This is a genomic window from Hydrogenophaga intermedia (genome assembly GCF_023715105.1).
GTDB lineage: Bacteria > Pseudomonadota > Gammaproteobacteria > Burkholderiales > Burkholderiaceae_C > Hydrogenophaga > Hydrogenophaga intermedia_A.
Window position 1 is genome coordinate 137,955 of the sequence record NZ_JAMBNO010000006.1, and the last position, 23,703, is coordinate 161,657.

The window sequence follows — 23,703 nt, forward strand, 5'->3', positions numbered from 1 at the left end:
CGAAGGAGACCTTGATGGATCGCAGAACCCTGTTGCAGGCCGGTGGTGTGCTGGCCCTTGGCGCCACGGCGGGCCTGGCCCGTGCACACCACGGCTGGAGCAGCTTCGACCAGGGCCGCCCGATCTACCTCGCCGGCCGCGCCGTCGAGGTGGCGTGGCGCAACCCGCACGCCGAGATGGTGCTGGAGGTGCCCGACGGCCTGGCGGTGCCCGCCACGTTGGCGCAGCGCCCGGTGCCGCCCCAGACGGCGTCGGTGGATGGTGCGGCCTTGTTCGCGCGCGCGGTGGTCCCCACGCGCAAGGACAAGCGCTGGCAGATCGAGCTCGCGCCGATCTTCCGCATGAACCAGTGGCAGGTTCCCGAGGTGAAGGTGGGCGACCAGATCGCGATGGTGGGCTTCACCTTCCAGGGCGAGCGTGGCGAGCCGATCCTGCGCGTGGAGTACCTGCTGATGGGTGACAAGACCTACGCCTTGCGCTCCAGCCCGGCCTGAGCCCACGCCGTGCGCCAACAACAAAGCCCCGCATCGGCGGGGCTTTGTCATGGGGCCGCGATCGGCGCGTGCCGGGACGCCTCAGCTGGTGAGTGCCTGCAGCGCGCGGGCGGTGATGTCCTCCACGCTGCCCACGCCGCTGATGGCACGGTATTTCGGTGCTGCCGCTGGTGCGCTCTGCGCCCATTGACGGTAGTAGTCCACCAGCGGGCGGGTCTGCGCGCTGTAGACCTCCAGCCGCTTCTTCACGGTCTCTTCCTTGTCATCATCGCGCTGGATCAGCGGCTCGCCGGTGAGGTCGTCCTTGCCTTCGACCTTGGGCGGGTTGAACTTGACGTGGTAGGTGCGGCCCGAGGCCGGGTGCGAGCGTCGACCGCTCATGCGCTCGATGATGGCGTCGAAGGGCACGTCGATTTCCAGCACGTAGTCGAGCTTGACGCCCGCGGCCTTCATCGCGTCGGCCTGGGGAATGGTGCGCGGGAAGCCGTCGAACAGGAAGCCATTGGCGCAATCGGGTTGGGCAATGCGTTCCTTCACCAGGTTGATGATCAGGTCATCGCTCACCAGGGCGCCGGCGTCCATGACGGCCTTGGCCTGCAGGCCCAGCGGCGTGCCCGCCTTGACGGCGGCGCGCAGCATGTCACCGGTGGAAATCTGGGGAATGCCGAACTTCTGGCAGATGAACGCGGCCTGCGTCCCCTTGCCAGCCCCCGGTGGGCCCAACAGAATCAGTCTCATTGCTTTCCTTTTCAGAGTTTCGATGGCGTCGCCGCGTGTCTCGCGCAGCGGCCCCTGGGCATGCCCGCCGGGGTAACGCGGTGAGGATAGCATGTGCCCCCCTACAGGGCCTTACGGTGCACCACACGGGTGCGCGCCTGTCAACCCGCGGCGAGCAGGGCGCGCACGCGCGCCAGATCCTGCGGCGTATCGACTCCCGGGCCCGGTGCGTGCGACGTCACGTACACCGCGATGCGCTCGCCGTGCCACAGCGCGCGCAACTGCTCGAGTGACTCGAGTCGCTCGGTGGGCGCCGGTTCCAGCGAGGGAAAACGGCGCAGAAATGCCGCCCGATAGGCGTAGATGCCGACATGCCGCAGCGGCGCCGGGTCGGGCAGGGTGTCGCTGCGCTCCATGCCGTCGCGCCACCACGGAATCGGTGCGCGGCTGAAGTAGTGCGCGATGCCCGCGCGGTCGAGCACCACCTTCACCACATTGGGGTTGAGCCAGTCCTCGCGCTGCGCGATGGCGTGTGCTGCCGTGCTCATGGCGCAGCCCGGGTGCTGGCGCAGGGTGTCGGCCACCGCGTCGATCAGCGCGGGCTCGATCAGCGGTTCGTCGCCCTGCACGTTGACGACCAGGTCGTCACCGTCAAGCCCGAGCTGCGCGCAGGCCTCGGCCAGGCGGTCGCTGCCGCTCGGGTGGTCGGCCCGCGTGGGGATGGCGGCCACGCCGTGGCGCTCGCAGGCGCGCAGGATGCGCTCGTCATCGGCGGCCACCACGCAGCGCGTGGCGCTGCTCAATGCCGCACGTTGCGCCACGCGCACCACCATCGGCAGGCCGGCGATGTCGGCCAGGGGTTTGTCGGGCAGCCGGCTTGAAGCCATGCGCGCCGGGATCAGGACGGTGAAGCCGCCCATCAGTCTTGCGGCGCGGGCGTGGGAGGGCGGGCGGCTTCCTCTTCGGTGAGGGGTCGTGCCTCGTGTTCCAGCAGGATGGGAATGCCGTCGCGGATGGGGTAGGCGAGCCGCGCACTGCGCGAGTGCAGCTCCTGCAGGTCGCGGCGCATGATCAGCGGGCCCTTGGTGACGGGGCACACCAGCAATTCGAGCAGTTTGGTGTCCATGGCGTGAATGATAGGCGTGGCTCAGGCCCGCAGCGTGGCCAGTCGGGCGTCGACGGCTGCAAAAAAGCCGGGCTCGATCTGCAGCTCCAGCGGCACGGCCCAGGCACGTATCCCGTCGGGCAGCTTGTCAAGCTTGACCAGATCCTTCTCGGTGCACAGCACGTCGCCACGCCAGCCGGCCACCGCATCGCGCAGCACGGTGGCATCGGCATGGTCGGGCAGCGGCAGGCAGCGCTGCGGCGCCACACCGGCGTCGGCGAGCATGGCGAAGAAGACCTCGGGTCGTGCGATCGCGGCCAGCGCCATCGTCGGCGCCCCCGCGAAATCGGCCAGCGCGCGTTGGCTGCCCTGCGCATCCACGGCGAAACGGCTCAGCTGGCGCCGCACCTTGAAGGGGGTGACGCCGGGCGGCACCGGCACCTCGCGTGCGGCGTCGCCGCGCGTGTGGCAGAGCATGAACTGGGGCGCATGGGCTGCGGTGCGCACCGGCCAGGGTTCGCGCAGCAAGCCTGCGGGCAGCAACCAGCCGTTGCCCAGGCCGCGATCATCGAACACCGCGATGCGCACATCGCTGCGCAGCGCCCAGTGCTGCAGGCCGTCGTCGCACACGATCAGGTTGACCTCCGGATGGGCAGCCAGCAGCGCGCGGCCCGCCTGCCCACGCTGGCGACCCACCCACACCGGCACACCCGTGCGCTGGCGGATCAGCCGTGGCTCGTCGCCACAGAGTGCGGGGTCGGTGTCTGACAGCACTTGCGTGATCCCCGCTGAACGCCGGCCGTGGCCGCGCGAGACCACGCCCACGCGCCAACCCTGGCGGGTGAGGTGTTCCACCAGGGCGATGGTGGTGGGCGTCTTGCCGGCACCGCCCACGACCACGTTGCCCACCACCATCACCGGAACCGGCAGGTGGGTGACTTCACGGGAGCCGCTGGTGTGCGCCAGGCGGTGGCACGCCAGCAATACCCGGTAGACCCACGACAGCGGCAAAAGCAGGGCGCCAAGGGCGCCGCGCCGCTGGGCCATGCCTTGCCAGCCCGACTCGCGCACGGCCTGCGCCATGTCGGTTGCTCCGCCCTCAGGGGCGCTGGCGCGCGCTGCCCTGCTGGGTGGCAAAGGTGATCTGCACCAGGCCCGCACGCCGGGCGGCGTCCATCACGTTGATGACGGATTGGTGTGCGGCGGCCGCGTCGGCGCTGATCACGACCACGGTGTCCCGCCCGGCCTCGGCACTCTCCTGCAGGGCCGCGGTGATCAACTCGACGCTGCCGCCATCGAGCACACGGCGGTTGACGGCGTAGCGGCCATCGGCCCCCACCGCCACCACGATCTCGCGCGGGTTCTGTTTCGGCGCCTCGGCATCGGCCGAGGGCAGGTTGACCTGCAGCTCGGTGTACTTGCTGTAGGTGGTGGTGAGGACCAGGAAGATCACCACCACCAGCAGGATATCGATGAACGCGATCAGGTTGATCTCGGGCTCATCGCGATGCGCGCCGCCGCGGAAGTTCATGGTTTGCGCACGTTCAAGAGGTGCCGCGCAAAGCGCTCGGCAGCCACTTCCATGGTCAGCACGTATTCGTCCACCCGGGCACGGAAGTAGCGCCAGAAGATGAGTGCCGGAATGGCCACGATCAGGCCAAAGGCCGTGTTGTAGAGCGCGATCGAGATGCCGTGCGCCAGCTGGCCCGGGTTGCCGCCGCCGGGCACCACGCCCAGGCCGTCACCGGCCTGCGAATCGAAGATCTCGATCATGCCGATCACGGTGCCCAGCAGACCCAGCAGCGGTGCGGCCGACGCGATGGTGGCCAGTGCCCCGAGGTACTTCTGCATCTGCGCCGCGGCCTGTCGACCCGCGGCCTCGAGGTTGGCCCGCAGGTCATCGCCGGTGGCCTTGGGGTTGTTGTTGAAGGTGCGAAAGCCGGTGGCCAGCACCGTACCGAGCAGGGAGTTCTGCTCGAGCTGGGTCACCACGTCGGGGCCCGGGATGCCGTTGCGCGACACCATGATGGCTTCGTCGAGCAGCTTGGGCGGTGCGACCTTGCTGGTCTTGAGGCTGATGAAGCGTTCGATGACGAGGGCCAGACCGACCACGGAACAGATGATCAGGGGCCAGATCGGCCAGCCGGCGGCTTGTATGATGGAAAGCAACTCTGGGCTCCGGACAGGGGTGCCAACGGCACTGGGCAACAGCAGCGGCGGATTATGACCCAGGCCCCCGGCCTTGCCGCCCGCCGACGGCAGATCGCGGCGCCCTCGATACATCGGCGGCAATGCCCGGCACCATTCACATCTTCTGTGGATAACTTTGTGAAGAACCCCGCGAACAAGATCGCCAGCGACGCATTCCGCGCGGGATTCGCTGGTTTGCCTGTTTTTTCAGCAGTGCAATCCGCTTTGAAATCAAGGCACTCTGCGGAAAACCCTGGCTTGTCGGGCATTGGCGACAGCAACTCCAGCAACGGCGCGGCCTGTGGACACGTTTGACCCCGAAAGGCCCGGGATGACGGGCCTTGGCGATGCACAACCGCTTGCCACCGAGCGTGTGTGGGCGGTTGGCCCGCTGGTGCGAGCGGTGGCGGACACCCTGGCCGCGCGCTTCAATCCCGTGGCCGTGCAGGGCGAGATTTCGGGCTTCTCGCGGGCGGCCAGCGGGCATTGCTACTTCGCCCTCAAGGACGACGCGGGCCAGTTGCGCTGCGCCATGTTCCGTCGCTCGGCCGACGCGTTGGACTTCGCACCGCGCGACGGCCTGCGGGTGCAGGTGCGCGGGCGCCTCGACGTCTACGGCCCGCGTGGTGACCTGCAGCTGATCGTGGAAGGCATGAAGCCTGCCGGGCAGGGCTCGCTGTACGAGCAGTTCCTGCGCCTGAAGGCCGCGTTGCAGGCCGAGGGCCTTTTCGAGCCGGAGCGCAAGCGCGCGTTGCCGGTGCACCCGCGGCACGTGGGGGTGGTCACCTCGCTGGGCGCCGCGGCGCTGCGCGACGTGGCCACCGCGCTGCGCAGGCGCGTGCCGCACGTGGCCGTGACGGTGTTCCCCGCCTCGGTGCAGGGCGCGCAGGCGCCGGCCGAGATCGTGGCAGCGCTGGATGCGGCCAGCACACACCGCGGACCACGCGGTGCGTGTGACCTGCTGCTGCTGGTGCGCGGCGGCGGCTCGCTGGAAGACCTGTGGGCCTTCAACGACGAGCGCGTGGTGCGCGCCGTGGCCGCGTCGGCCCTGCCGGTGGTGGTGGGTGTCGGTCACGAGACCGACTTCACCCTGGCCGACTTCGCTGCCGATCTTCGTGCGCCCACCCCGACGGCCGCGGCCGAGCTGTGCGCGGCCCCGCGAGAGCAGCGCCTGAACGAACTGGCCTACCTGCAGGAGCGCTTGCAAGGTGGCGCGCGCAACGCGCTCGATGCGCAGGGCCAGCACCTGGACCGCCTGGCCCAGGGCCTTGGTCGGCCCAGCGCGAGGCTGGCGCAGGCGCAGCAGCGTTTGCAGGGGTTGCAGGCGGGTCTGCAAGGCAGCACGCGGCTGTGGATGCAGCGCCAGTCGCTGCACCAGCGGCAGTTGGCCGAGCGTCTGCCCCTGGCGCTGGTGCGCGGCCTGGAGCGCCGCCGCGAACGCCTGGCGCGCAGCGAAGCGGCGCTGGCGCTGCTCGATCCCCGCCTGGTGCTGCAACGCGGCTATGCCTACCTCACCAATGCGTCGGGCCAGGCCATCACCCGCACCGCCCAGGCGACACCCGGTGAGGCCTTGCAGGCCACGCTGTCCGACGGTGTGTTGCCCTTGCGGGTGCGCGAGCCTGGGGCATAACCCCGTTGACGAGGCCGTCACACCCGCTGCCTACAATCGACGATCCACCCACAACCAATCAAAAGAGGAACCGCATGGAACACACCCTGCCGGCACTGCCCTACGGTCTGGACGACCTTGCCCCCCACTACAGCCGCGAGACGCTGGAGTACCACCACGGCAAGCACCACAACGCCTATGTGGTGAACCTCAACAACCTCCAGAAGGGCACCGAGTTCGAGTCGATGTCCCTCGAAGAGATCATCAAGAAGTCCAGCGGTGGCGTCTACAACAACGCCGCGCAGATCTGGAACCACACCTTCTTCTGGAACTGCATGAAGCCCAACGGCGGCGGCGAACCCACCGGCGCGCTGGCCGCAGCCATCAACGCCAAGTGGGGCAGCTACGCCGCCTTCAAGGAAGCCTTCGTCAAGAGCGCCGTGGGCAACTTCGGCTCGGGCTGGACCTGGCTCGTCAAGAAGGCCGACGGCTCGGTGGACATCGTCAACACAGGCGCTGCCGGCACGCCGCTCACCACCGCCGACAAGGCCTTGCTGACGGTCGACGTGTGGGAGCACGCTTACTACATCGACTACCGCAACGCCCGCCCCAAGTTCGTCGAGACCTTCCTCGACAAGCTGGTCAACTGGTCGTTCGCCGAAAAGAACTTCGCCTGATCGCTCCGGCGCACAAGGCCAGGGCCCGAAGGGAAACCTTCGGGCCCTTTTTCGTGGGCGGGTACCGCTCGGGTCGCAAATTTCTTCGCTCGCGTTTTGTATTGTGGGAGTTTGATCCCGAAAACGGGTAACCGGCGCTGGCGCTGAAAGCACAATGTCGGGGTTCCCACGCGCTCGCGCGCAAGCCGCGCGAACGCCGTGCGGCAGTGAACCCAACAACTTATGGAGATAAGCCGTGAGCAGCCAGCAACCCACCATCATCTACACCCTGACAGACGAGGCGCCTTTGCTGGCCACCAGCGCGTTTCTCCCGATCATCCGCACCTTCGCCGCGCCGGCGGGCATCAACATCGAGACCAGTGACATCTCGGTGGCCGGTCGCATCCTGGGCCAGTTTCCCGAGTTGCTCACCGACGAACAGCGCGTGCCCGACAACCTCGCCGCGCTGGGCAAGCTCACGCTCAAGCCCGAAGCCAACATCATCAAGCTGCCCAACATCAGCGCCTCGGTGGCCCAGCTCAAGGCGGCCATCAAGGAACTGCAGGACAAGGGCTACAAGATTCCCGATTTCCCCGAGAACCCCAAGACGGATGAGGAAAAGGACATCCGCGCGCGCTACAACAAGTGCATCGGCAGTGCGGTGAACCCGGTGCTGCGCGAAGGCAACTCCGACCGACGCGCGCCCAAGGCGGTGAAGGAATACGCGCGCAAGAACCCGCACAGCATGGCCGAGTGGAGCCAGGCCTCGCGCACGCACGTCTCGCACATGCACCACGGCGACTTCTATCACGGCGAGAAGTCCATGACGCTGGACAAGGCGCGCAACGTCAAGATGGAGCTCATCACCAGGAGCGGCAAGACCATCGTGCTCAAACCCAAGGTGGCCTTGCTCGATCGCGAAGTCATCGACTCGATGTTCATGAGCAAGAAGGCCTTGCTGGACTTCTACGAGCAGCAGATCGAGGACGCGCACAAGACCGGCGTGATGTTCTCGCTGCACGTCAAGGCCACCATGATGAAGGTGTCGCACCCCATCGTGTTCGGCCACTGCGTGAAGATCTTCTACAAGGAAGCCTTCGAGAAGCACGGCAAGCTGTTCGACGAACTCGGCGTGAACGTCAACAACGGCATGGTCGATCTGTACAACAAGATCGCCACGCTGCCGCAAAGCAAGCAGGACGAGATCAAGCGCGACCTGCACGCCTGCCAGGAGCACCGTCCCGAGCTGGCCATGGTCGACTCCGCCAAGGGCATCACCAACTTCCATTCGCCCAACGACGTGATCGTGGACGCTTCCATGCCCGCCATGATTCGCTCCGGCGGCAAGATGTACGGTGCCGATGGCCGCCTGAAAGAAGTCAAGGCCGTCATGCCGGAGAGCACCTTCGCCCGCATCTACCAGGAGATGATCAACTTCTGCAAGTGGCACGGCGCGTTCGACCCGCGCACCATGGGCACCGTGCCCAACGTGGGCCTGATGGCGCAGCAGGCCGAGGAATACGGCTCGCACGACAAGACCTTCGAGATCCCCGAGGACGGCGTCGCCAACATCACCGATCTCGACACGGGCGAGGTCCTGATGAGCCAGGACGTGGAGCAGGGCGATATCTGGCGCATGTGCCAGGTCAAGGACGCGGCGATCCGCGACTGGGTGAAGCTGGCCGTGAACCGCGCGCGCAACTCCGGCATGCCGGTGGTGTTCTGGCTCGACCAGTACCGCCCGCATGAGGCGCAGCTGATCACCAAGGTGAAGATGTACCTGCACGAGCACAACACCGCAGGGCTGGACATCCAGATCATGAGCCAGGTTCGCGCCATGCGTTACACGCTGGAGCGCGTCATCCGCGGCCTGGACACCATCAGCGCCACCGGCAACATCCTGCGCGACTACCTGACCGATCTGTTTCCGATCATGGAGCTGGGCACCAGCGCCAAGATGCTGTCCATCGTGCCGCTGATGGCTGGCGGCGGCATGTACGAAACCGGCGCCGGCGGTTCGGCCCCCAAGCACGTGCAGCAGCTGGTGGAGGAGAACCACCTGCGCTGGGATTCGCTGGGCGAGTTCCTGGCACTGGCTGTGAGCTTCGAGGACCTGGGGTTGAAGAACAACAACCCGCGCGCCAAGCTGCTGGCCAAAACGCTGGACGCCGCCACCGGGCAGCTGCTGGACAACAACAAGAACCCCAGCCCCAAGACCGGGCAGCTCGACAACCGCGGCAGCCAGTACTACCTGGCGCTCTACTGGGCCCGCGAACTGGCCGCGCAGACCGAGGACAAGGAGCTGGCCGACAAGTTCGCCCCGCTGGCCAAGGCACTCGCCGACAACGAGGCTGCGATCATCAAGGAACTGGCCGAGGTTCAGGGCAAGCCGGTGGACATCGGCGGCTACTACAAGCCCGACCTGAAGAAGCTGGAGGCCATCATGCGGCCCAGCAAGACCTTCAACGAGGCACTGGCCATGGTGAAGGCCTGACCCGCTGATGGATGAGAAAGGCCGCCCCAGGGCGGCCTTTTCATTTGGTGAACGGCGGCCCGCTCAGCCGCGCCCCGGCCTTGAGGCCGCGTTTGGCGAACCAGCCCTGGTGCATTTCCAGCACGTAGCGCACCGGTTTTGCCGAGCAGTGCGAGTCCAGGCTCTGCGGCTGCATGTCGGCCAGGTTGACGATGGTGCCGTCGTCGGCCACGAAGGCGGCGGTCAGCGGCAGCAGGGTGTTCTTCATCCAGAAACACTGGGTGGCCGGCTGCTCGAACACGAACAGCATGCCCTCGTTGGCTGCCATGTCACGGCGGAACATCAGCCCGATGGTGCGCGAGGATGGGGTGGCGGCCACCTGGGCGTTGATGCGGTGCATGCCGGCTGCGAGGTCCACGCGCGGCAGGTTCAGTTGCGGCCCTTCCTGCGACCATGCCGGGCCCGCAGCCATCAGACCGAGGCAGAGCAAACGGGTGAACAAAGCTTTCATGTGTCGTGGGTATCGGTTCGGCAGGGACGCCGATTTTGATTCATGGCGGGCGCCCTGCCTTGGGGCGAGCCCTTCAGGCCCGGGGTCTAGAATTTCGAGGTCCGACCCCACCCGTCAACTGGAGTTCTCCCCGACATGTATCAGCACATCAAGGTGCCCTCGCAAGGCCAGAAGATCACCGTCAACGCCGACATGTCGCTCAACGTGCCCGATGAGCCGATCATCCCGTACATCGAAGGGGACGGCACCGGGATCGACATCACGCCGGTGATGCTCAAGGTGGTCGACGCGGCGGTGGAGAAGGCCTATGGCGGACGTCGAAAGATCCGCTGGATGGAGGTCTACGCGGGCGAGAAATCGACCCGCGTCTATGGCCCCGACGTGTGGCTGCCCGAGGAGACGCTGGCCGCTCTCAGGGAGTACGTGGTGTCCATCAAGGGCCCCCTGACCACCCCCGTGGGTGGCGGCATCCGCTCGCTCAACGTGGCACTGCGCCAGGAACTCGACCTGTACGTCTGCCTGCGCCCGGTACAGTATTTCAAGGGTGTTCCCTCGCCACTGAAGGAGCCCGAGAAGACCAACATGGTCATCTTCCGGGAGAACTCGGAGGACATCTACGCCGGCATTGAATACGAGGCGAAGTCGCCCAAGGCGATGAAGCTGATCAAGTTCCTGCGCGAGGAGATGGGCGTCACCAAGATCCGCTTCCCCGAGACCTCGGGCATCGGGGTCAAGCCGGTCTCGATCGAGGGCACCGAGCGCCTGGTGCGCAAGGCCATCCAGTACGCGATCGACAACGACAAGCCCAGCGTCACCCTGGTGCACAAGGGCAACATCATGAAGTTCACCGAAGGGGGCTTTCGCGACTGGGGCTACGCTCTGGCCCAGCGCGAGTTCGGCGCCCAGCCGATCGACGGTGGTCCGTGGTGCAAGTTCCGCAACCCCAGGTCCGGCAAGGACATCGTCATCAAGGACGCGATTGCCGACGCCTTCCTGCAGCAGATCCTGCTGCGCCCGGCGGAGTATTCGGTCGTCGCCACCCTCAACCTCAACGGCGATTACATTTCCGACGCCCTGGCCGCCCAGGTGGGGGGTATCGGCATCGCCCCCGGCGCCAACCTCAGCGACTCGGTGGCCTGTTTCGAGGCCACCCACGGCACGGCGCCCAAGTACGCCGGCAAGGATTATGTGAACCCGGGCTCCGAGATCCTGTCGGCCGAGATGATGCTGCGCCACATGGGCTGGAAAGAGGCCGCTGATCTGGTGATCAGTGCGCTGGAAAAGGCCATCCTGTCCAAGAAGGTCACCTACGATTTCGCCCGTCTGATGGACGGCGCCACCCAGGTCAGCTGCTCGGGTTTCGGCGAGGTGATGATCGAGCAGATGTGACCGCGCCCGGGAAGCTTTTGCGGGCCCCGCCGGCCAGGCCGGCGGGGCCTTTTTCGTGCCGCTTTCGCCCGCTGGGCGGCGATCGGCGGCCTCGGGCGGAAAAAGCGCGGATTTCCGGACCCTGCTCGCAGCCTCGGTCGTGGGCCGCAACCGTCACAATGGCGCCACAGCAATGTCGCGCACCCATCGCCGCACGTCCCAGAACCCTGGATGTCATCGTGGATGCGGGGCCATCGCTAGAATGAAATTCATGGCTTCTCAGACACCGAAGAAACCTGACATGCCCGCGGCACCGCCCGCGACGGGCAGCGACGACGCCGTCGTGCTCGAACGGCGTACCCAGCGTGTGCAGCCGCCCCAGATGTACCAGGTGGTGCTGCTCAACGACGATTTCACCCCCATGGAGTTCGTGGTCCAGGTGATCCAGGAGTACTTCAGCAAGGACCGCGAGACCGCGACCCAGATCATGTTGAAGATCCACCTGGAGGGCAAAGGCGTGTGCGGCGTGTACTCGCGCGACGTCGCCAGCACCAAGGTGGACCAGGTCCTGCAGGCCGCCCGCTCGGCGGGACACCCCTTGCAATGTCTGAGCGAACCTGTTGAATAAGCGTTCAAGCCCCATATCTAGCCCCTACATTCGTCTCAGGACGCGAATTCAGACCCCCAGCACAAAGGACGTGCCCCATGATTGCCCAGGAACTTGAAGTCAGCTTGCACATGGCCTTCGTTGAGGCCAGGCAGCAGCGGCACGAATTCATCACCGTTGAACACCTGCTGCTGGCCCTGCTGGACAACCCCAGCGCTGCCGAGGTGCTTCGCGCCTGCTCGGCCAACATCGACGACCTTCGCAAGTCGCTGACGAATTTCATCAAGGACAACACCCCGCAGGTGGCCGGCACCGACGAGGTTGACACCCAGCCCACGCTGGGTTTCCAGCGCGTCATCCAGCGCGCCATCATGCACGTGCAGTCCACCGGCAACGGAAAGAAGGAAGTCACGGGTGCCAACGTGCTGGTGGCGATCTTCGGCGAGAAGGACTCGCACGCCGTCTACTACCTGCACCAGCAGGGCGTCACGCGCCTGGACGTGGTCAATTTCATCGCCCACGGCATCCGCAAGAGCGATCCGCCCGAGCCGACCAAGTCCAACGAGAGCGCGGCCGAGAACGAGGAAGCCGCCGAAGCCAAGGGCAACGAGAAGGCCTCGCCGCTGGAGCAGTTCACCCAGAACCTGAACCAGATGGCCAAGGACGGCAAGATCGACCCGCTGATCGGCCGCGAGTACGAGGTCGAGCGCGTGATCCAGATCCTGTGCCGCCGGCGCAAGAACAACCCGCTGCTGGTGGGCGAGGCTGGCGTGGGCAAGACGGCCATTGCCGAGGGCCTGGCCTGGCGCATCACCCAGGGCGAGGTGCCCGAGATCCTGGCCGATTCGAATGTGTATTCGCTCGACATGGGTGCGCTGCTGGCCGGCACCAAGTACCGCGGTGATTTCGAGCAGCGCCTCAAAGGCGTGCTCAAGTCGCTCAAGGACAAGCCCAACGCCATCCTGTTCATCGACGAGATCCACACCCTGATCGGGGCCGGCGCGGCCTCGGGCGGCACGCTGGACGCGTCCAACCTGCTCAAGCCGGCGCTCTCCAGCGGCCAGCTCAAGTGCATCGGCGCCACCACCTTCACCGAATACCGAGGCATCTTCGAGAAGGACGCGGCCCTGTCGCGGCGCTTCCAGAAGGTCGACGTGGTCGAGCCCACCGTCGAGCAGACGGTGGACATCCTCAAGGGCCTGAAGTCGCGCTTCGAGGAGCACCACAACGTCAAGTACGCCGTGGCAGCGCTGCAGGCCGCGGCCGAGCTCTCGGCCAAGTACATCAACGACCGCCACCTGCCCGACAAGGCGATCGACGTGATCGACGAGGCCGGTGCGGCGCAGCGCATCCTGCCGGCGTCCAAGCGCAAGAAGACCATCTCCAAGACCGAGGTCGAGGAAATCGTCGCCAAGATCGCGCGCATTCCGCCCGCCAACGTGTCCAACGACGACCGCGGCAAGCTCGCCACCCTGGAGCGCGACTTGAAGAGCGTCGTGTTCGGCCAGGACAAGGCACTGGAGGTGCTCTCTGCCAGCGTGAAGATGGCGCGCTCCGGCCTGGGCCGGGCCGACAAACCCATCGGCGCCTTCCTGTTCAGCGGCCCCACCGGCGTCGGCAAGACCGAAGCGGCCAAGCAGCTGGCCTACATCATGGGCATCGAGCTGATCCGCTTCGACATGTCCGAGTACATGGAGCGCCATGCCGTCAGCCGCCTGATCGGCGCGCCTCCGGGCTATGTGGGCTTCGACCAGGGTGGCCTGCTCACCGAAGCCATCACCAAGAAGCCGCACTGCGTGCTGCTGCTCGACGAGATCGAGAAAGCGCACCCGGACATCTTCAACGTGCTGCTGCAGGTGATGGACCACGGGACGCTGACCGACAACAACGGGCGCAAGGCCGACTTCCGCAACGTGATCATCATCATGACCACGAACGCGGGTGCCGAGACCATGAACAAGGCCAGCATCGGCTTCACCAACGCCCGCGAGTCGGGCGACGAGATGGCCGACATCAAGCGCCTGTTCACGCCCGAGTTCCGCAACCGCCTCGACGCGATCGTGAGCTTCAAGGCGCTGGACGAGCAGATCATCCTGCGTGTGGTCGACAAGTTCCTGCTGCAACTGGAAACGCAACTGGCCGAGAAGAAGGTCGAGGTCACCTTCACCGACACGCTGCGCAAGCATCTGGCCAAGAAGGGCTTCGATCCGCTGATGGGCGCGCGCCCGATGCAGCGCCTGATCCAGGACACGATCCGCCGCGCGCTGGCCGATGAACTGCTGTTCGGTCGCCTCACCGAAGGCGGTCGCCTGACGGTGGATCTGGCCACCAAGACCGGTGAGGATGGCAAGGAGACCTACGACGTCGAACTCGACATCCAGCCGTTGCCCAAGAAAGAGGGCAAGGCCAAGCCCGAGGAAGCCACCGAGGTCTGAGGCCGCCGCGGGGCCGCGTGTCCCGGGCACTGCAAGGAAAGCCCCGCCATGGCGGGGCTTTTTTTGCGCTGACGGTTCTTGTCGCCGATCGTTGTCGGCGACAGGTCGTTCAGGCCGTCACCGCGCTCATGCCCGTGGGTGCGCGGCGCGATCGAAGCTGGTCACCGAATGCCAGCAGCCTGGCGGTGCCACTGCCGGTCTGTATCTCACGCGCGGTCAGGGCGAGCGTGGCCAAGGGCGCCTTGCCGATGATGTGCTGCACCTCGGCAAAGGCATTGCTGGCACCGGCCGAACCCATGGTCACGATCACGGCCACGCGACGCAGGCGGTGTGCGTGCAGGAAGCTTCGCATCGGCCCGGCCAGGCGGTACATCCAGATCGGTGCGATCAACACCACGGTGCGAAAGTCCTCGGGGCGAGGCCCCGAGTAGTGCACGCGCGGTCGACGCCCGAGCAAGGAGTCCAGCATGCAGCGCAGGTAGCCGCGGGTGCCGGCGCGCGGGTGGATGTCTTCAACGATACCCAGAGGCCAACCCTGGTGCGAGGCCAGCAACTGGGCAGCACGGCGCGACACGCCGGTGTAGGAATAGTTGACGACGAGGATGCTGTCCATGATCGTTCGGTCCCATGCAAGATCGCTGCGATGCAGCGCTCCAGGGGATGTTGCAGGCCCGTTGTCGTTGCCAGGCTGATGCGCGTCAAATCACGCGCGCGGGACGATGCCGTCGGTCGCGCGCCATAAGCTCAATTCAGCGCTGCGTAGTGGGCGCGCAGGCCGTCCGGGTCGACGATCTCGATCTGCCGGCGGTGCACGCTGACGAAACCCCGGCGCGCCAGTGACGACAGGCAGCGGCTCACCGTCTCCAGCGTGGCGCCAAGGTAGCTGCCGATCTCCTCACGCGTCATGCGCAACTGGAAAGCCCGCGACGAGTAGCCGCGTTCGTGCAGGCGCTGCGACAGGTTCAGCAGGAAGGCGGCCACGCGCTCCTCGGAGCGCGTGTTGGCAATCAGTGCCGCCACGCGGCGCTCGTTCACCAGCTCGGCGCAAAGCGTGCTGGTGAGGTGGTGCAGCACGGAACGGCTCGTGCCGGCGGCCTCACTCAACTGCGCATAGGGCAGCACACAGACCTCGGCGTCTTCCAACGCGCTCACGGTAGTGGGTTGTTTGCCGGTGGCAAGGCCATCGAAGCCGAACATCTCGCCCGGCAGGTGGAAAGCCATGACCTGTTCACGGCCGTCGCTCAGGCTGGCCACCGACTTGAACGATCCGAAGCGTGCTGCGTAGATGTATTCGCAGCGTTCACCCTCGCGGAACACGGCCTGCCCCTTGCGCAGGCGGCGGCGCGCGATCGGTGTGCGCTCCAGCGGTGCTTGCGCGCCGGGCTCGGCCCAGGACGGCAGGCAGGCATGGCGCACCATGCAGGTGGCACAGGCCGAATGCGTGGACGTGGCGGCATTGACCAGCGGGATGGTGGGCAGGCGCAAGGCCGGGCGTGCCATGAAGTCGGGCAGAACCACCGTGGCGGTGGCGTCGGCGCCGTGAATCGAACTTCCCCATTCCATGAAAACCTCCATCTGGCGCCACACGGTTGGGTCCGCGAGGGGTGCGCAAGCGGCGAGCTCGCCGCCGGGCACTGGCGCCTGAAGGCATCTTGGTGTGGGCGCCGGGCGTCTCGATAGGTACCTGAACCTAGCCGCCAACAGCGGTGTCACGCCCGCATCGGGCCACGCTCAGTCGCGCCGCGCACCGGAGGCGATCACCGCGGCACCCGTGCGCAGGCCCAGCTTGCGCTTGATGTTGGCCCGGTGGATGTCTACCGTGCGCGTGCTCAGGCCCAGTGCGGTGGCGATCTCCTTGGTGCTTCGGCCCTGGTGCACCAGGTCGAGCACTTCGCGCTCGCGCAGCGACAGGGCGGACTCGCCGCGCTCCTCGGGTGCGCCCGAACGCGGACGCTTGAGCGCGCGGCTCATCACGCGCGCGCTCAGGCGCGGGCTCATCCACAACTCGCCCTTGAGGGCGGCCAGCGCAGCCGGCACGATCTCGGCGGAGGCGCGCTCCTTCATCAGGTAGCCATTGGCGCCCAGCGCCATCACCTGTTCGCCGTAAAGCATCTCGTCCTGCATGCTGAGCACCAGGGTCGCCCGCGGACCCTGGGCCGCGAGCACGGCGCGCACCGTGGCCAGTCCGCTGGAGTCGCCCGTGCCCATGTCGGTGATCACCAGCGCCGGCTGATGGCGTTCGATCAACGCCAGGCCCTCGCGCAGGCTGGCCGCGCTGCCCAGCAGCCGCAGCTGCGGGCTGTCGGCGAGCAGCGTCTCCAGACCGAAGCGCACGATGTCGTGGTCGTCGATCACGATGACGGAGTTGTCCATGGCTCAGCTCGTCTGACGGACGTTTGCATTTCCACGATAGACCTTGCACCGCATCGAAACCTGCGAAAGATCAATCCCGGGCCACGGGTTCCGACCAGCGGAGCAACACTTCGCAGCCGCCGCTGCGGCGGTTGTGGAGCGAAAACTGTCCGCGCAGCGCCCGCGCGCGCGCCTGCATCGATTTGAGGCCCATGCCCGGGTGCGTAGGGTGCACAAGGCTGAGGTCGCAGCCTTTGCCGTCGTCGCGCACCGACAGGCTGCAGCGTTCGCCGGCGCGCGCCAGGCGTACCGACACGCTGCGCGCCTGGCCGTGGCGCACCGCATTGATGATGGCCTCCTGCACGATGCGATAGACGTGGCCGGCGCTTTCGGCGCCGACGTCGCTGAAGTCGCCGCGGGCGCGCAGCGTGCATTCGATCCCCATGATCGACCCGGCATCGAGCACGTATTGCTCCAGGGCCTGGCGTAATGCGCCGGCCTCGTTGCCGGCGGGCACGATGCCGCGCGAGAGCTGGCGCAGCCGTTCGGACACCAGGTTCACCTGTTCGTGCGCCTTCTCCAGCAATGGGCCCACCAGTTCAGGCTCGCGCCGGCGCGCGGCCGCCGCCTCCAGCAGCAACGAAATACCGGCCATCGCCGACCCCACCGCGTCGTGAAGCTCGCGTCCGATCTGCGCCTGCCGGTTGTCCATCTCGCGCAGCAGCATGCGCTCGAATCGCAGCGCCGTCTGCTCCAGCTCCTCGTGCGCGGCCAGGGTCGCGGCCTGCAGCGCCTCGCGCTCGCTGATGTCGTGCACGGTCACCGCGATCAGGCGCTCCGAGTCGTCCCCCGGAATGGCACTGACCGAGAACTCGGCAGGAAAGACGTCACCGCCCAGGCGCACGCAATGACCACGGATGTGCCCGTCCGGCCCGCGCAGCTGCCCGCGCAGGGCCTCGGCGATCGCCTCCTGGCAGTCGCGCCAGCTCAGGGGGGTGAACAGCGGCTCCAGGCTGCGGCCCACCAGTTGCTGGGGCGCATGACCGAACAGGGTGCGTGCGGCCGGGTTCATGGTGCGCACGCGGTGGTTGGTGTCGATCAGCACGGTGGCCGACGGTGCCGCCTGCAGCATGCCATCCAGCCGCTGTTCGCCATGGCGCCGGCTGTCGTCGGCGGCCCGTGCCGCGGCATGCAGCTCACCCACGGCGGTCGAGAGCCGTTGGTACATCAGACGCGCGCCCAGCAGGCCCAGCGCGATCACCAGCGCCAGCGGTATGCCCAGCGTCAGCACCGCGCGCCAGGCGGTCTGGTTGAAGACGGCCAGCGGTACCTGCACCACGCCTGTCCAGTGCGTGGCCGGCGAGGTCCAGTAGGACACCATCACGGGCGCTGCGTCGGGCTCGGCCAGCTGGATGGTGGCGAAGCCGCCATGGTCGACGTGCTCGCGCAAGCGCGGGCCGACGCGCGTGCCCGCGAGGGCAGCGCCGTTGCCGGCGTGTGCGATGTAGCGACCGGCATCGTCCACCACAGCGGCCTGCCAGGGTTCGAGCAGTTGCTCGTCTTCCAGCAGATCCTGCAGATGCACCAGATCGATCACGGCGTGCAGCGCCAGGGTTTCGCCGCCGGCGCGCGTGAGCGGCACGCCAATGCCCACCACCGGCTTGTTGCGCGCGGGCCAGGTGGTCACGTCCACCACGTCGGAGCGCGCCGTGCGCGCGACATCGGCAAACGCCGCGGGCACCGTGCGCGGCAACGCCGCGCCGGCCGCGTGCAGTGTGTCGATCAGGGGTTCGCCGTTCGCACGCACCAGCAACACCGAATCCACCTCGAGATCGCGTGCCAGCGCAGTAGCGGCGCGGTGAAAGTCCTGCAGCGATTCGCCCTCGGGCGGCAACTGCCGCGCCAGCTCCTGCAGCGCGCGCTGCACGCTCACCACGCGCGCGTTCACGCGGTGGGACAAGGCCACCGTGGCGCGCATGAGTTGTTGCGACATTGCGACCTGCTCGCGGTCGAACACCAGCCATGACGCGGCGGCAAACAGCAGCAGGGCCGGCAGCTGCGTGGCCAGCACGAGCCACAGCAGCAGCCAGCGCAGGCGAGGGCGGCCTCTGGCCTGCTCGAGGGCACCGGTGGCGGTATCGGTGCCCAGGGTATGCATCACGGCACGCTGCGGGGCACGTCGCCGCCGCTCTGTTGCGCCGCGTCGCGCAAGGCGCGCACAACGGCTTCGTCGTCCACCTGCGGGAAGTGCCGGTAGAACTGGCCCACGGCCTGAAAACCCGCCGGCGTTTGCAGGCAAACCAACTCGTCAACCACCGGGCGCACCAGCGCCAGGCTCTCTGCCGAGGCGACGGGCGCTGCACACACCAGGTGTGCGGGGGCGCCCTGGCGCACCGCGTGCAGCGCGGCCAGCATGGTCGAGCCGGTCGCCAGCCCGTCGTCGACCACGATCACGGTGCGATCGCGCACCGCGGGCGCCTGCCGCCCGGGCGTGTAGGCCGTGCGGCGGCGCGCAATCTCGGCCATTTGCTCGCGCCGCGTGCGCGCAAGGTGCTCGGCATCCGCACCGGCCGCTGCGGCGTGCGGTGTCACGTAGACCCAGCCGGTTTCGTCCACCGCGCCCACCGCGTACTCGTCGGAGAACGGCGCACCCAGCTTGCGCACCAGAACGATGTCGAGATCGCCATCGAGCGCGCGCGCCACCAGCGCGGCCATGGGCACCGCGCCGCGGGGAATGGCCAGCACGAGCGGCCGACTGCCGCGCAGGTGAGCCAGCGCGGCGGCCAGCTGGCGGGCGGCGTCGAGTCGGTCGTGAAACAGCATGGGGCGATGCGCGGGCACCGCAGGCAAATCCCGCAGTACTGCGCCGGCTTCAATGTAGACCTTTGCCGGCCTGGCGCCTTGCGCCAGATCAAGGCCGTCGTTTGCGGCGGACCGGCCTGTCTGTCTTGCCCACGGCCAGGCGCATGCGCGTCAGCTGCGCCAAGCGGGCGGCCCCGTGTTGGTCAGGCTCTTCCAGGCATTGGGCTGCGCCAGCTCCTTCACGGCATCGAGCATCGGATAGCCGCCGTTGGCGCGGTGCAGCGCGCCCGCCGCGGCTGGCGTTGCATCAAGCGGCGTTTTGGCGAGCGGGGCCGAGGGAGTTGATGTGCATCAGCAACGGCCGGCGGCAGCGGCCTAGAGTGAGCGATGGCGCCGCAACGCCCAGGAGCCACCATGAAGACCAACTACCGACAAATCCTCGTGCACATCGACAACACGCGTCGCAGCGACGCGCGCCTGGCCCTGGCGCGGCACATCGCGCACGTGCAGGACGCCAGCGTGGCTGCGGTGCATGCCGCGCAACCGGGCTACTACCACGCAGCCCGCACGCTGGAGGCGGGCGAGAGGCTTGCCACGGTGCTCAACCAGCAGCACGCCGAGCGGCGCGCCGAGGCCCGGGAACGCTTCGACGAAGCGCTGGCCGAGGGCAGCCCGCGCGCCACCTGGGCCGAATGTCTGGAGGCCGACGTGATCAGGGCCTTCTCGCAGCAAGCCCTGTACGCCGACCTGCTCGTGCTGGGCCAGCACGACCCGGCCGATCCGTCCAGCGGCGAGGTGCCGGCCGATTTCGCGCCGTCGGTGATGGCGCAGAGCGGCCGCCCTGCGCTCATGGTGCCGTACGTGGGCGCGGTGCCGGCGTCGTTCGACACCGTGGCCGTGGCGTGGAAGGCCTCTCGCGAAGCGGCTGCGGCGCTCACGGCGGCGCTGCCGCTGTTGCAGCGAGCGCGCCACGTGGTGGTGATGCGCTGGAACGAGACGCCCGAGGCGCCGCGCGCCAGCGGCAGCATCCTGGGTCTGGAGCGCTTTCTCAAGCTGCACGGCGTGGCTGCGCGCTTCGACGACGAGGCGCCGGCCAGCCCCGACCTGGTGGGCGAGTTGATGCTCTCCCGTTGCACCGACCACGGCGCCGATCTGCTGGTGATGGGCTGCTACGGCCACGCTCGCCTTCGCGAGTGGTTGCTGGGCGGCGCATCGCGCACGGTGATGCGTTCGATGACCCTGCCCGTGCTGATGTCGCACTGATCGCTCGCCGATCACGCGCGGCACTCGTCACGGCTACGGCTACGGCGTCGGCGCTGGCGTGCGCGATGGCGCGAGCGATGGCGTGAGCGGCAGGCGAAGCGCCAGCGTGCGATCGGGCCCGCCGTGCATGCCGAAGCCCGCCGCACGCGCCAGATTCACCATGCCGTGGTTGTTCTCCAGGCACCAGCCCACGAGTTCGCGCGTGCCGCGCTCGCGCAGGTAGGCGCTCAGCGTGTCGAGCAACGCCCGCCCGAGCCCGCGGCGTTGCCAGGGCTGCGCCACCTGCACCGCGAACTCGGCTGTCTCGTTGTCCGGGTCGCAGACGGCGCGTGCTTCGCCGCACAGTACATCGCCGTCCAGCGCCACGAAGGTCATCTCGCGTTCGTAGTCGATCTGGCAGTAGCGCGCGAGCTCGCTGTGGGGCACCTCGCGGCGCGTGAAGAAGAAACGCAGCCGCATTTCCTCGGGCGAGCAGGCCTCGTAGAAGCGCGCCAGCCGCTCGCCATCCTCGGGTCGGATCGGCCGCATCTGCAACGTCTGGCCGTCGATGGTCAGGGTGCGCTCCAGTTCCGATGGGTAGGGCCGCAGCGCCAGGTGCGAGCCTTCGCGCGCGGGCGGTATCGGGCGCACGCGCACGCGCGCATCCAGTGCCATCGCGCCGGCCGCGTCCACCAGCAGCGGGTTGATGTCGAGTTCGGCCACCGGGGCGAGGTCACTCGCGAGCTGGCTCAGGCGCAGCAGCACGTCGACGATGGCGTTCTGGTTGGCGGCCGGGCGCGCGCGATAGCCGCGCAGCAGAGCGGCCACCCGCGTGCGCCCGATCAGCTCGCGCGCCAGCACGGCGTTGAGTGGCGGCAGCGCGATCGCGCGGTCGGCGCGCACCTCCACCGCGGTGCCGCCTTCGCCAAACAGGAGCACCGGGCCGAACACCGGGTCGCTGGCGATGCCAACGATGGTCTCCACCGCCTGCGGGCGCACGGCCATGGCCTGCACGGTGAAGCCGATGAGCTGCGCGTTCGGCACGGCCTTGAGCACGCGTTCATGCATGCGTTGCGCGGCGGCGCGCAGCGCGCTCGCGTCGCCCACGTCGAGCGCCACGCCACCGACGTCGGACTTGTGCAGCACCTCGGGCGAGACGATCTTGAGCGCGACCGGGTAGCCGATGCGGTGGGCCGCAGCCAGCGCTGCCGTCACGTCCGACACACGCTCGGTGGCCACGCAGGGAATGCCGTAGGCATGCAGCAGTTGTTTGGCGTCGAGCTCGTCGAGCCATTCGCGGCCCTCGGCCAGGGCAGCCTGCACGAGAGCGCGCGCACCGTCGCGGTCGGGAAACTGCAGTTCCGGGCGTGATTCGGGCAACTGCAGCAACGCGGTCTGTGCCGCGTGAAAGTCGCGCAGCTGCAGCCAGGCAGCGGTGGCGCGCTCGGGGGTGGTGTAGCCGGCCATGCCGTGGGTGTCGAACAGTTTTCGCGCGGCGGCCACCCGCTCACCGCCCAGCCAGCAGGCCAGTACCGGCTTGCCGGCGTCGCGCAGCAGCGGCAGGCAGGCCTGTGCGATGTCGCTGGGCGCGGCGATCGCGGTGGGCGCGTGCATGAGGAGCACGCCGTCCACCTCGCTGGCGGCCAGCAGCACGCGCAGTGCATCGGTGTAGCGCTGGGGCGGAGCGTCGCCGATGATGTCCACCGGGTTGCCGCGCGACCAGGTGGCGGGCAGGCAGGTGTCGAGTTGCGCAAGCGTGGCAGGGGAGAGGGTGGCCAGCTCGCCACCGCCCAGGGTGTCAGCCGCCAGCACGCCGGCACCGCCCCCGTTGGTGAGCACGGCCAGCCGGGGGCCACGCCAGCCGGGCACGCGCGCCAGCGTCTGCGCGGCATCGAACAGGTCTTCCAGGGTATCCACGCGCAGCATGCCGGCGCGCCGCACGGCGGCGTCGAACACCGGGTCGGAGCCCGCGAGCGCACCGGTGTGTGAGGCCGCGGCACGTGCGCCGTCGGGGCGCCTGCCCGACTTGACCAGCACCACCGGCTTGTTGCGCGCCGCGGCGCGTGCGGCCGACATGAACTTGCGCGCGTGCTTCACCGACTCGATGTAGAGCAGGATGGCGCGGGTGTGCGGGTCGCTGGCCAGGTAGTCGAGCAGGTCGCCGAAATCCACATCGGCACTGTCGCCCAGCGAAATGAAGTGCGAGAAGCCGATGCCGCGCGGGTGTGCCCAGTCGAGCATGGCTGTGGCCAGCGCGCCCGATTGCGTGACGAAGGCCAGCTCGCCGGGGAGCGCCTGGCCCGGGGCGAAGCTGGCATTGAGCGCACACCCCGGCACCAGCGCGCCGATGCAGTTGGGCCCGAGGATGCGCAGCAGGTGCGGGCGTGCGGCGTCGAGCATGGCCTGCTCCAGGCTGCGACCGTCGTCCAGCCGGCCCTCGCGCAGGCCGGCGGTGAGCGCGATGGCGGCGCGCGTTCCCTTGCGTCCGAGCTGAGCCACCAGTTCGGGCACGCTGGCCGCGGGTGTGCAGATGACGGCCAGGTCGGGCGCGGCGGGCAGCGCGTCCACGCTGGCGTACACGGTGTCGGCGTCGAGGGCGAACGGCCGGTGGTTGACGGCCCACATCGGCCCCGCGAAGCCCGCCTCGCGCAGGTTGCGCCACACCAGCGTGCCCACCCCGTCAGCGCGGCGCGAGACGCCGATCACCGCCACCGATCGCGGCTGGAACAGGTGGTCGAGGTGGCGAATGCTCATGGGGTGTTCTCCGCGGGTGTCGGGTGCACATGGGTGCCGGGCGCTGGCACCGGGCGGCCGTGAACGCGCAGACTGGCCATGGCCCGGCTGTCCCGCCGGCCCACCGCCTTGTCGTCAACGCAGTAGCGCCCTTCGGCCAGATCGTTGTGCAGGCGAAGGCGGCGCAGCCATTTGCCATGCATGCGCATGGGCATGGGCAGGCGGGAGGCCTCTCCACACCATTGCTGCTGGAGCAGCAAGCCGTGCGGCGCATCGCTCGCATGACGGGTTCGCATGGCCCGATCATCGGCGAGCGCGCGCGAACGCGCTTGCGCTACATCAAGGGGATCTCTGTCCGGCTTGCGCCACATCAAGAAATGCCCGCCGCCGGCTCCTACAGTGAAGCGGC

The 23,703-nt window shown here is 68.0% G+C and carries 23 protein-coding genes and 1 pseudogene; 9 read left to right on the forward strand and 15 right to left on the reverse strand.

The window, feature by feature from the left end:
* Positions 1 to 14 precede the first annotated feature (14 nt).
* Positions 15 to 494, forward strand: coding sequence for a DUF6152 family protein (locus M3149_RS07395; RefSeq protein ID WP_251708696.1), 480 nt, complete (start codon positions 15 to 17; stop codon positions 492 to 494).
* An 81-nt stretch (positions 495 to 575) separates the two neighbouring features.
* Here the strand turns inward: M3149_RS07395 and adk are convergent, their stop codons facing one another.
* The 6 genes from adk to M3149_RS07425 all read right to left on the reverse strand — a co-directional run bounded on the left by adk (position 576) and on the right by M3149_RS07425 (position 4,485).
* Entirely contained in the window at positions 576 to 1,232 is a 657-nt protein-coding gene (gene adk, locus M3149_RS07400) for an adenylate kinase (protein ID WP_251708697.1), read from the reverse strand.
* Positions 1,233 to 1,372: 140 nt separating this feature from the next.
* Positions 1,373 to 2,131 carry a 3-deoxy-manno-octulosonate cytidylyltransferase gene (kdsB, locus tag M3149_RS07405; protein WP_251708698.1) on the reverse strand — a complete coding sequence of 253 codons (759 nt, stop codon included), beginning with the start codon at positions 2,129 to 2,131 and terminating at the stop codon, positions 1,373 to 1,375.
* Positions 2,131 to 2,337, reverse strand: coding sequence for a Trm112 family protein (locus tag M3149_RS07410; RefSeq protein WP_251708699.1), 207 nt, complete (start codon positions 2,335 to 2,337; stop codon positions 2,131 to 2,133). The genes kdsB and M3149_RS07410 overlap by 1 nt, the downstream gene beginning before the upstream one ends.
* 21 nt (positions 2,338 to 2,358) lie before the next feature.
* Positions 2,359 to 3,399 carry a tetraacyldisaccharide 4'-kinase gene (lpxK, locus tag M3149_RS07415; protein WP_251708700.1) on the reverse strand — a complete coding sequence of 347 codons (1,041 nt, stop codon included), beginning with the start codon at positions 3,397 to 3,399 and terminating at the stop codon, positions 2,359 to 2,361.
* Between the two features lie 16 nt (positions 3,400 to 3,415).
* Positions 3,416 to 3,847, reverse strand: coding sequence for an ExbD/TolR family protein (locus tag M3149_RS07420; protein WP_251708701.1), 432 nt, complete (start codon positions 3,845 to 3,847; stop codon positions 3,416 to 3,418).
* The gene (locus M3149_RS07425; protein WP_251708702.1) at positions 3,844 to 4,485 is read right to left on the reverse strand and encodes a MotA/TolQ/ExbB proton channel family protein; all 642 of its coding nucleotides are present in this window, start codon (positions 4,483 to 4,485) and stop codon (positions 3,844 to 3,846) included. The genes M3149_RS07420 and M3149_RS07425 overlap by 4 nt, the downstream gene beginning before the upstream one ends.
* Positions 4,486 to 4,539: 54 nt before the next feature.
* Between M3149_RS07425 and M3149_RS07430 the strand changes: the two genes are divergently transcribed.
* From M3149_RS07430 to M3149_RS07445, 4 genes are all read left to right on the forward strand, one after another.
* Positions 4,540 to 4,821 (forward strand): hypothetical protein, encoded by a 282-nt coding sequence (locus tag M3149_RS07430; RefSeq protein ID WP_251708703.1) that lies wholly within the window; start codon positions 4,540 to 4,542, stop codon positions 4,819 to 4,821.
* Between the two features lie 16 nt (positions 4,822 to 4,837).
* Positions 4,838 to 6,136, forward strand: coding sequence for an exodeoxyribonuclease VII large subunit (xseA, locus tag M3149_RS07435; RefSeq protein ID WP_251708704.1), 1,299 nt, complete (start codon positions 4,838 to 4,840; stop codon positions 6,134 to 6,136).
* Between the two features lie 74 nt (positions 6,137 to 6,210).
* Positions 6,211 to 6,792: a superoxide dismutase gene (locus tag M3149_RS07440; RefSeq protein ID WP_251708705.1), complete on the forward strand. Its 582-nt coding sequence runs from the start codon at positions 6,211 to 6,213 to the stop codon at positions 6,790 to 6,792.
* Positions 6,793 to 7,027: 235 nt separating this feature from the next.
* Positions 7,028 to 9,265, forward strand: a complete 2,238-nt coding sequence (locus M3149_RS07445) for an NADP-dependent isocitrate dehydrogenase (protein ID WP_251708706.1) — start codon at positions 7,028 to 7,030, stop codon at positions 9,263 to 9,265.
* A gap of 40 nt (positions 9,266 to 9,305) precedes the next feature.
* Here the strand turns inward: M3149_RS07445 and M3149_RS07450 are convergent, their stop codons facing one another.
* Complete coding sequence (locus M3149_RS07450) at positions 9,306 to 9,755, reverse strand: DUF192 domain-containing protein (RefSeq protein WP_251708707.1); 450 nt, start codon at positions 9,753 to 9,755, stop codon at positions 9,306 to 9,308.
* 135 nt (positions 9,756 to 9,890) lie between these two features.
* Between M3149_RS07450 and icd the strand changes: the two genes are divergently transcribed.
* The 3 genes from icd (at position 9,891) to clpA (ending at position 14,165) form a co-directional block, all read left to right on the forward strand.
* On the forward strand, positions 9,891 to 11,144 hold the full coding sequence (gene icd / locus M3149_RS07455; RefSeq protein WP_251708708.1) for an NADP-dependent isocitrate dehydrogenase: 1,254 nt from the start codon (positions 9,891 to 9,893) through the stop codon (positions 11,142 to 11,144).
* A gap of 241 nt (positions 11,145 to 11,385) precedes the next feature.
* Positions 11,386 to 11,751: an ATP-dependent Clp protease adapter ClpS gene (clpS, locus tag M3149_RS07460; protein WP_251708709.1), complete on the forward strand. Its 366-nt coding sequence runs from the start codon at positions 11,386 to 11,388 to the stop codon at positions 11,749 to 11,751.
* 77 nt (positions 11,752 to 11,828) lie between these two features.
* Positions 11,829 to 14,165: an ATP-dependent Clp protease ATP-binding subunit ClpA gene (clpA, locus tag M3149_RS07465; protein ID WP_251708710.1), complete on the forward strand. Its 2,337-nt coding sequence runs from the start codon at positions 11,829 to 11,831 to the stop codon at positions 14,163 to 14,165.
* Positions 14,166 to 14,274: 109 nt separating this feature from the next.
* On the opposite strand, the gene M3149_RS07470 is transcribed toward clpA, so the two are convergent.
* The 6 genes and pseudogenes from M3149_RS07470 to M3149_RS23165 form a co-directional block, all read right to left on the reverse strand.
* Complete coding sequence (locus M3149_RS07470; protein WP_251708711.1) at positions 14,275 to 14,778, reverse strand: flavodoxin; 504 nt, start codon at positions 14,776 to 14,778, stop codon at positions 14,275 to 14,277.
* Positions 14,779 to 14,909: 131 nt separating this feature from the next.
* The gene (locus tag M3149_RS07475; protein ID WP_251708712.1) at positions 14,910 to 15,728 is read right to left on the reverse strand and encodes a helix-turn-helix domain-containing protein; all 819 of its coding nucleotides are present in this window, start codon (positions 15,726 to 15,728) and stop codon (positions 14,910 to 14,912) included.
* Positions 15,729 to 15,896: 168 nt separating this feature from the next.
* A complete protein-coding gene (locus M3149_RS07480) occupies positions 15,897 to 16,538 on the reverse strand; it encodes a LuxR C-terminal-related transcriptional regulator (protein WP_251708713.1) in 642 nt (213 codons plus the stop codon).
* Between the two features lie 70 nt (positions 16,539 to 16,608).
* Positions 16,609 to 18,675 carry a PAS domain S-box protein gene (locus M3149_RS07485; protein WP_251708714.1) on the reverse strand — a complete coding sequence of 689 codons (2,067 nt, stop codon included), beginning with the start codon at positions 18,673 to 18,675 and terminating at the stop codon, positions 16,609 to 16,611.
* Positions 18,675 to 19,340, reverse strand: a complete 666-nt coding sequence (locus tag M3149_RS07490; protein ID WP_251708715.1) for a phosphoribosyltransferase — start codon at positions 19,338 to 19,340, stop codon at positions 18,675 to 18,677. Before M3149_RS07490 ends, M3149_RS07485 begins: the two co-directional genes overlap by 1 nt.
* Positions 19,341 to 19,490: 150 nt before the next feature.
* Positions 19,491 to 19,610 (reverse strand): annotated as a pseudogene (locus tag M3149_RS23165) (AAA family ATPase); the annotation flags it as partial.
* 123 nt (positions 19,611 to 19,733) lie between these two features.
* Here M3149_RS23165 and M3149_RS07495 point away from each other — a divergent pair.
* On the forward strand, positions 19,734 to 20,582 hold the full coding sequence (locus tag M3149_RS07495) for a universal stress protein (protein WP_251708716.1): 849 nt from the start codon (positions 19,734 to 19,736) through the stop codon (positions 20,580 to 20,582).
* 39 nt (positions 20,583 to 20,621) lie between these two features.
* On the opposite strand, the gene M3149_RS07500 is transcribed toward M3149_RS07495, so the two are convergent.
* Both M3149_RS07500 and M3149_RS07505 read right to left on the reverse strand, forming a co-directional pair.
* Positions 20,622 to 23,315 (reverse strand): bifunctional acetate--CoA ligase family protein/GNAT family N-acetyltransferase, encoded by a 2,694-nt coding sequence (locus tag M3149_RS07500; RefSeq protein ID WP_251708717.1) that lies wholly within the window; start codon positions 23,313 to 23,315, stop codon positions 20,622 to 20,624.
* Positions 23,312 to 23,590, reverse strand: a complete 279-nt coding sequence (locus M3149_RS07505) for a hypothetical protein (RefSeq protein ID WP_251708767.1) — start codon at positions 23,588 to 23,590, stop codon at positions 23,312 to 23,314. The genes M3149_RS07500 and M3149_RS07505 overlap by 4 nt, the downstream gene beginning before the upstream one ends.
* Positions 23,591 to 23,703: the final 113 nt, after the last annotated feature.

What these genes read in the sequence shown, in the direction of transcription:
- M3149_RS07395 (WP_251708696.1), top strand. Translation starts at nt 15, where the DNA reads ATGGATCGCAGAACCCTGTTGCAGGCCGGTGGTGTGCTGGCCCTTGGC.
- adk (WP_251708697.1), bottom strand. Translation starts at nt 1,232, where the DNA reads ATGAGACTGATTCTGTTGGGCCCACCGGGGGCTGGCAAGGGGACGCAG.
- kdsB (WP_251708698.1), bottom strand. Translation starts at nt 2,131, where the DNA reads ATGGGCGGCTTCACCGTCCTGATCCCGGCGCGCATGGCTTCAAGCCGG.
- M3149_RS07410 (WP_251708699.1), bottom strand. Translation starts at nt 2,337, where the DNA reads ATGGACACCAAACTGCTCGAATTGCTGGTGTGCCCCGTCACCAAGGGC.
- lpxK (WP_251708700.1), bottom strand. Translation starts at nt 3,399, where the DNA reads ATGGCGCAGGCCGTGCGCGAGTCGGGCTGGCAAGGCATGGCCCAGCGG.
- M3149_RS07420 (WP_251708701.1), bottom strand. Translation starts at nt 3,847, where the DNA reads ATGAACTTCCGCGGCGGCGCGCATCGCGATGAGCCCGAGATCAACCTG.
- M3149_RS07430 (WP_251708703.1), top strand. Translation starts at nt 4,540, where the DNA reads ATGACCCAGGCCCCCGGCCTTGCCGCCCGCCGACGGCAGATCGCGGCG.
- xseA (WP_251708704.1), top strand. Translation starts at nt 4,838, where the DNA reads ATGACGGGCCTTGGCGATGCACAACCGCTTGCCACCGAGCGTGTGTGG.
- M3149_RS07440 (WP_251708705.1), top strand. Translation starts at nt 6,211, where the DNA reads ATGGAACACACCCTGCCGGCACTGCCCTACGGTCTGGACGACCTTGCC.
- M3149_RS07450 (WP_251708707.1), bottom strand. Translation starts at nt 9,755, where the DNA reads ATGAAAGCTTTGTTCACCCGTTTGCTCTGCCTCGGTCTGATGGCTGCG.
- icd (WP_251708708.1), top strand. Translation starts at nt 9,891, where the DNA reads ATGTATCAGCACATCAAGGTGCCCTCGCAAGGCCAGAAGATCACCGTC.
- clpS (WP_251708709.1), top strand. Translation starts at nt 11,386, where the DNA reads ATGAAATTCATGGCTTCTCAGACACCGAAGAAACCTGACATGCCCGCG.
- clpA (WP_251708710.1), top strand. Translation starts at nt 11,829, where the DNA reads ATGATTGCCCAGGAACTTGAAGTCAGCTTGCACATGGCCTTCGTTGAG.
- M3149_RS07470 (WP_251708711.1), bottom strand. Translation starts at nt 14,778, where the DNA reads ATGGACAGCATCCTCGTCGTCAACTATTCCTACACCGGCGTGTCGCGC.
- M3149_RS07475 (WP_251708712.1), bottom strand. Translation starts at nt 15,728, where the DNA reads ATGGAATGGGGAAGTTCGATTCACGGCGCCGACGCCACCGCCACGGTG.
- M3149_RS07480 (WP_251708713.1), bottom strand. Translation starts at nt 16,538, where the DNA reads ATGGACAACTCCGTCATCGTGATCGACGACCACGACATCGTGCGCTTC.
- M3149_RS07485 (WP_251708714.1), bottom strand. Translation starts at nt 18,675, where the DNA reads ATGCATACCCTGGGCACCGATACCGCCACCGGTGCCCTCGAGCAGGCC.
- M3149_RS07490 (WP_251708715.1), bottom strand. Translation starts at nt 19,340, where the DNA reads ATGCTGTTTCACGACCGACTCGACGCCGCCCGCCAGCTGGCCGCCGCG.
- M3149_RS07495 (WP_251708716.1), top strand. Translation starts at nt 19,734, where the DNA reads ATGAAGACCAACTACCGACAAATCCTCGTGCACATCGACAACACGCGT.
- M3149_RS07500 (WP_251708717.1), bottom strand. Translation starts at nt 23,315, where the DNA reads ATGAGCATTCGCCACCTCGACCACCTGTTCCAGCCGCGATCGGTGGCG.
- M3149_RS07505 (WP_251708767.1), bottom strand. Translation starts at nt 23,590, where the DNA reads ATGCGAACCCGTCATGCGAGCGATGCGCCGCACGGCTTGCTGCTCCAG.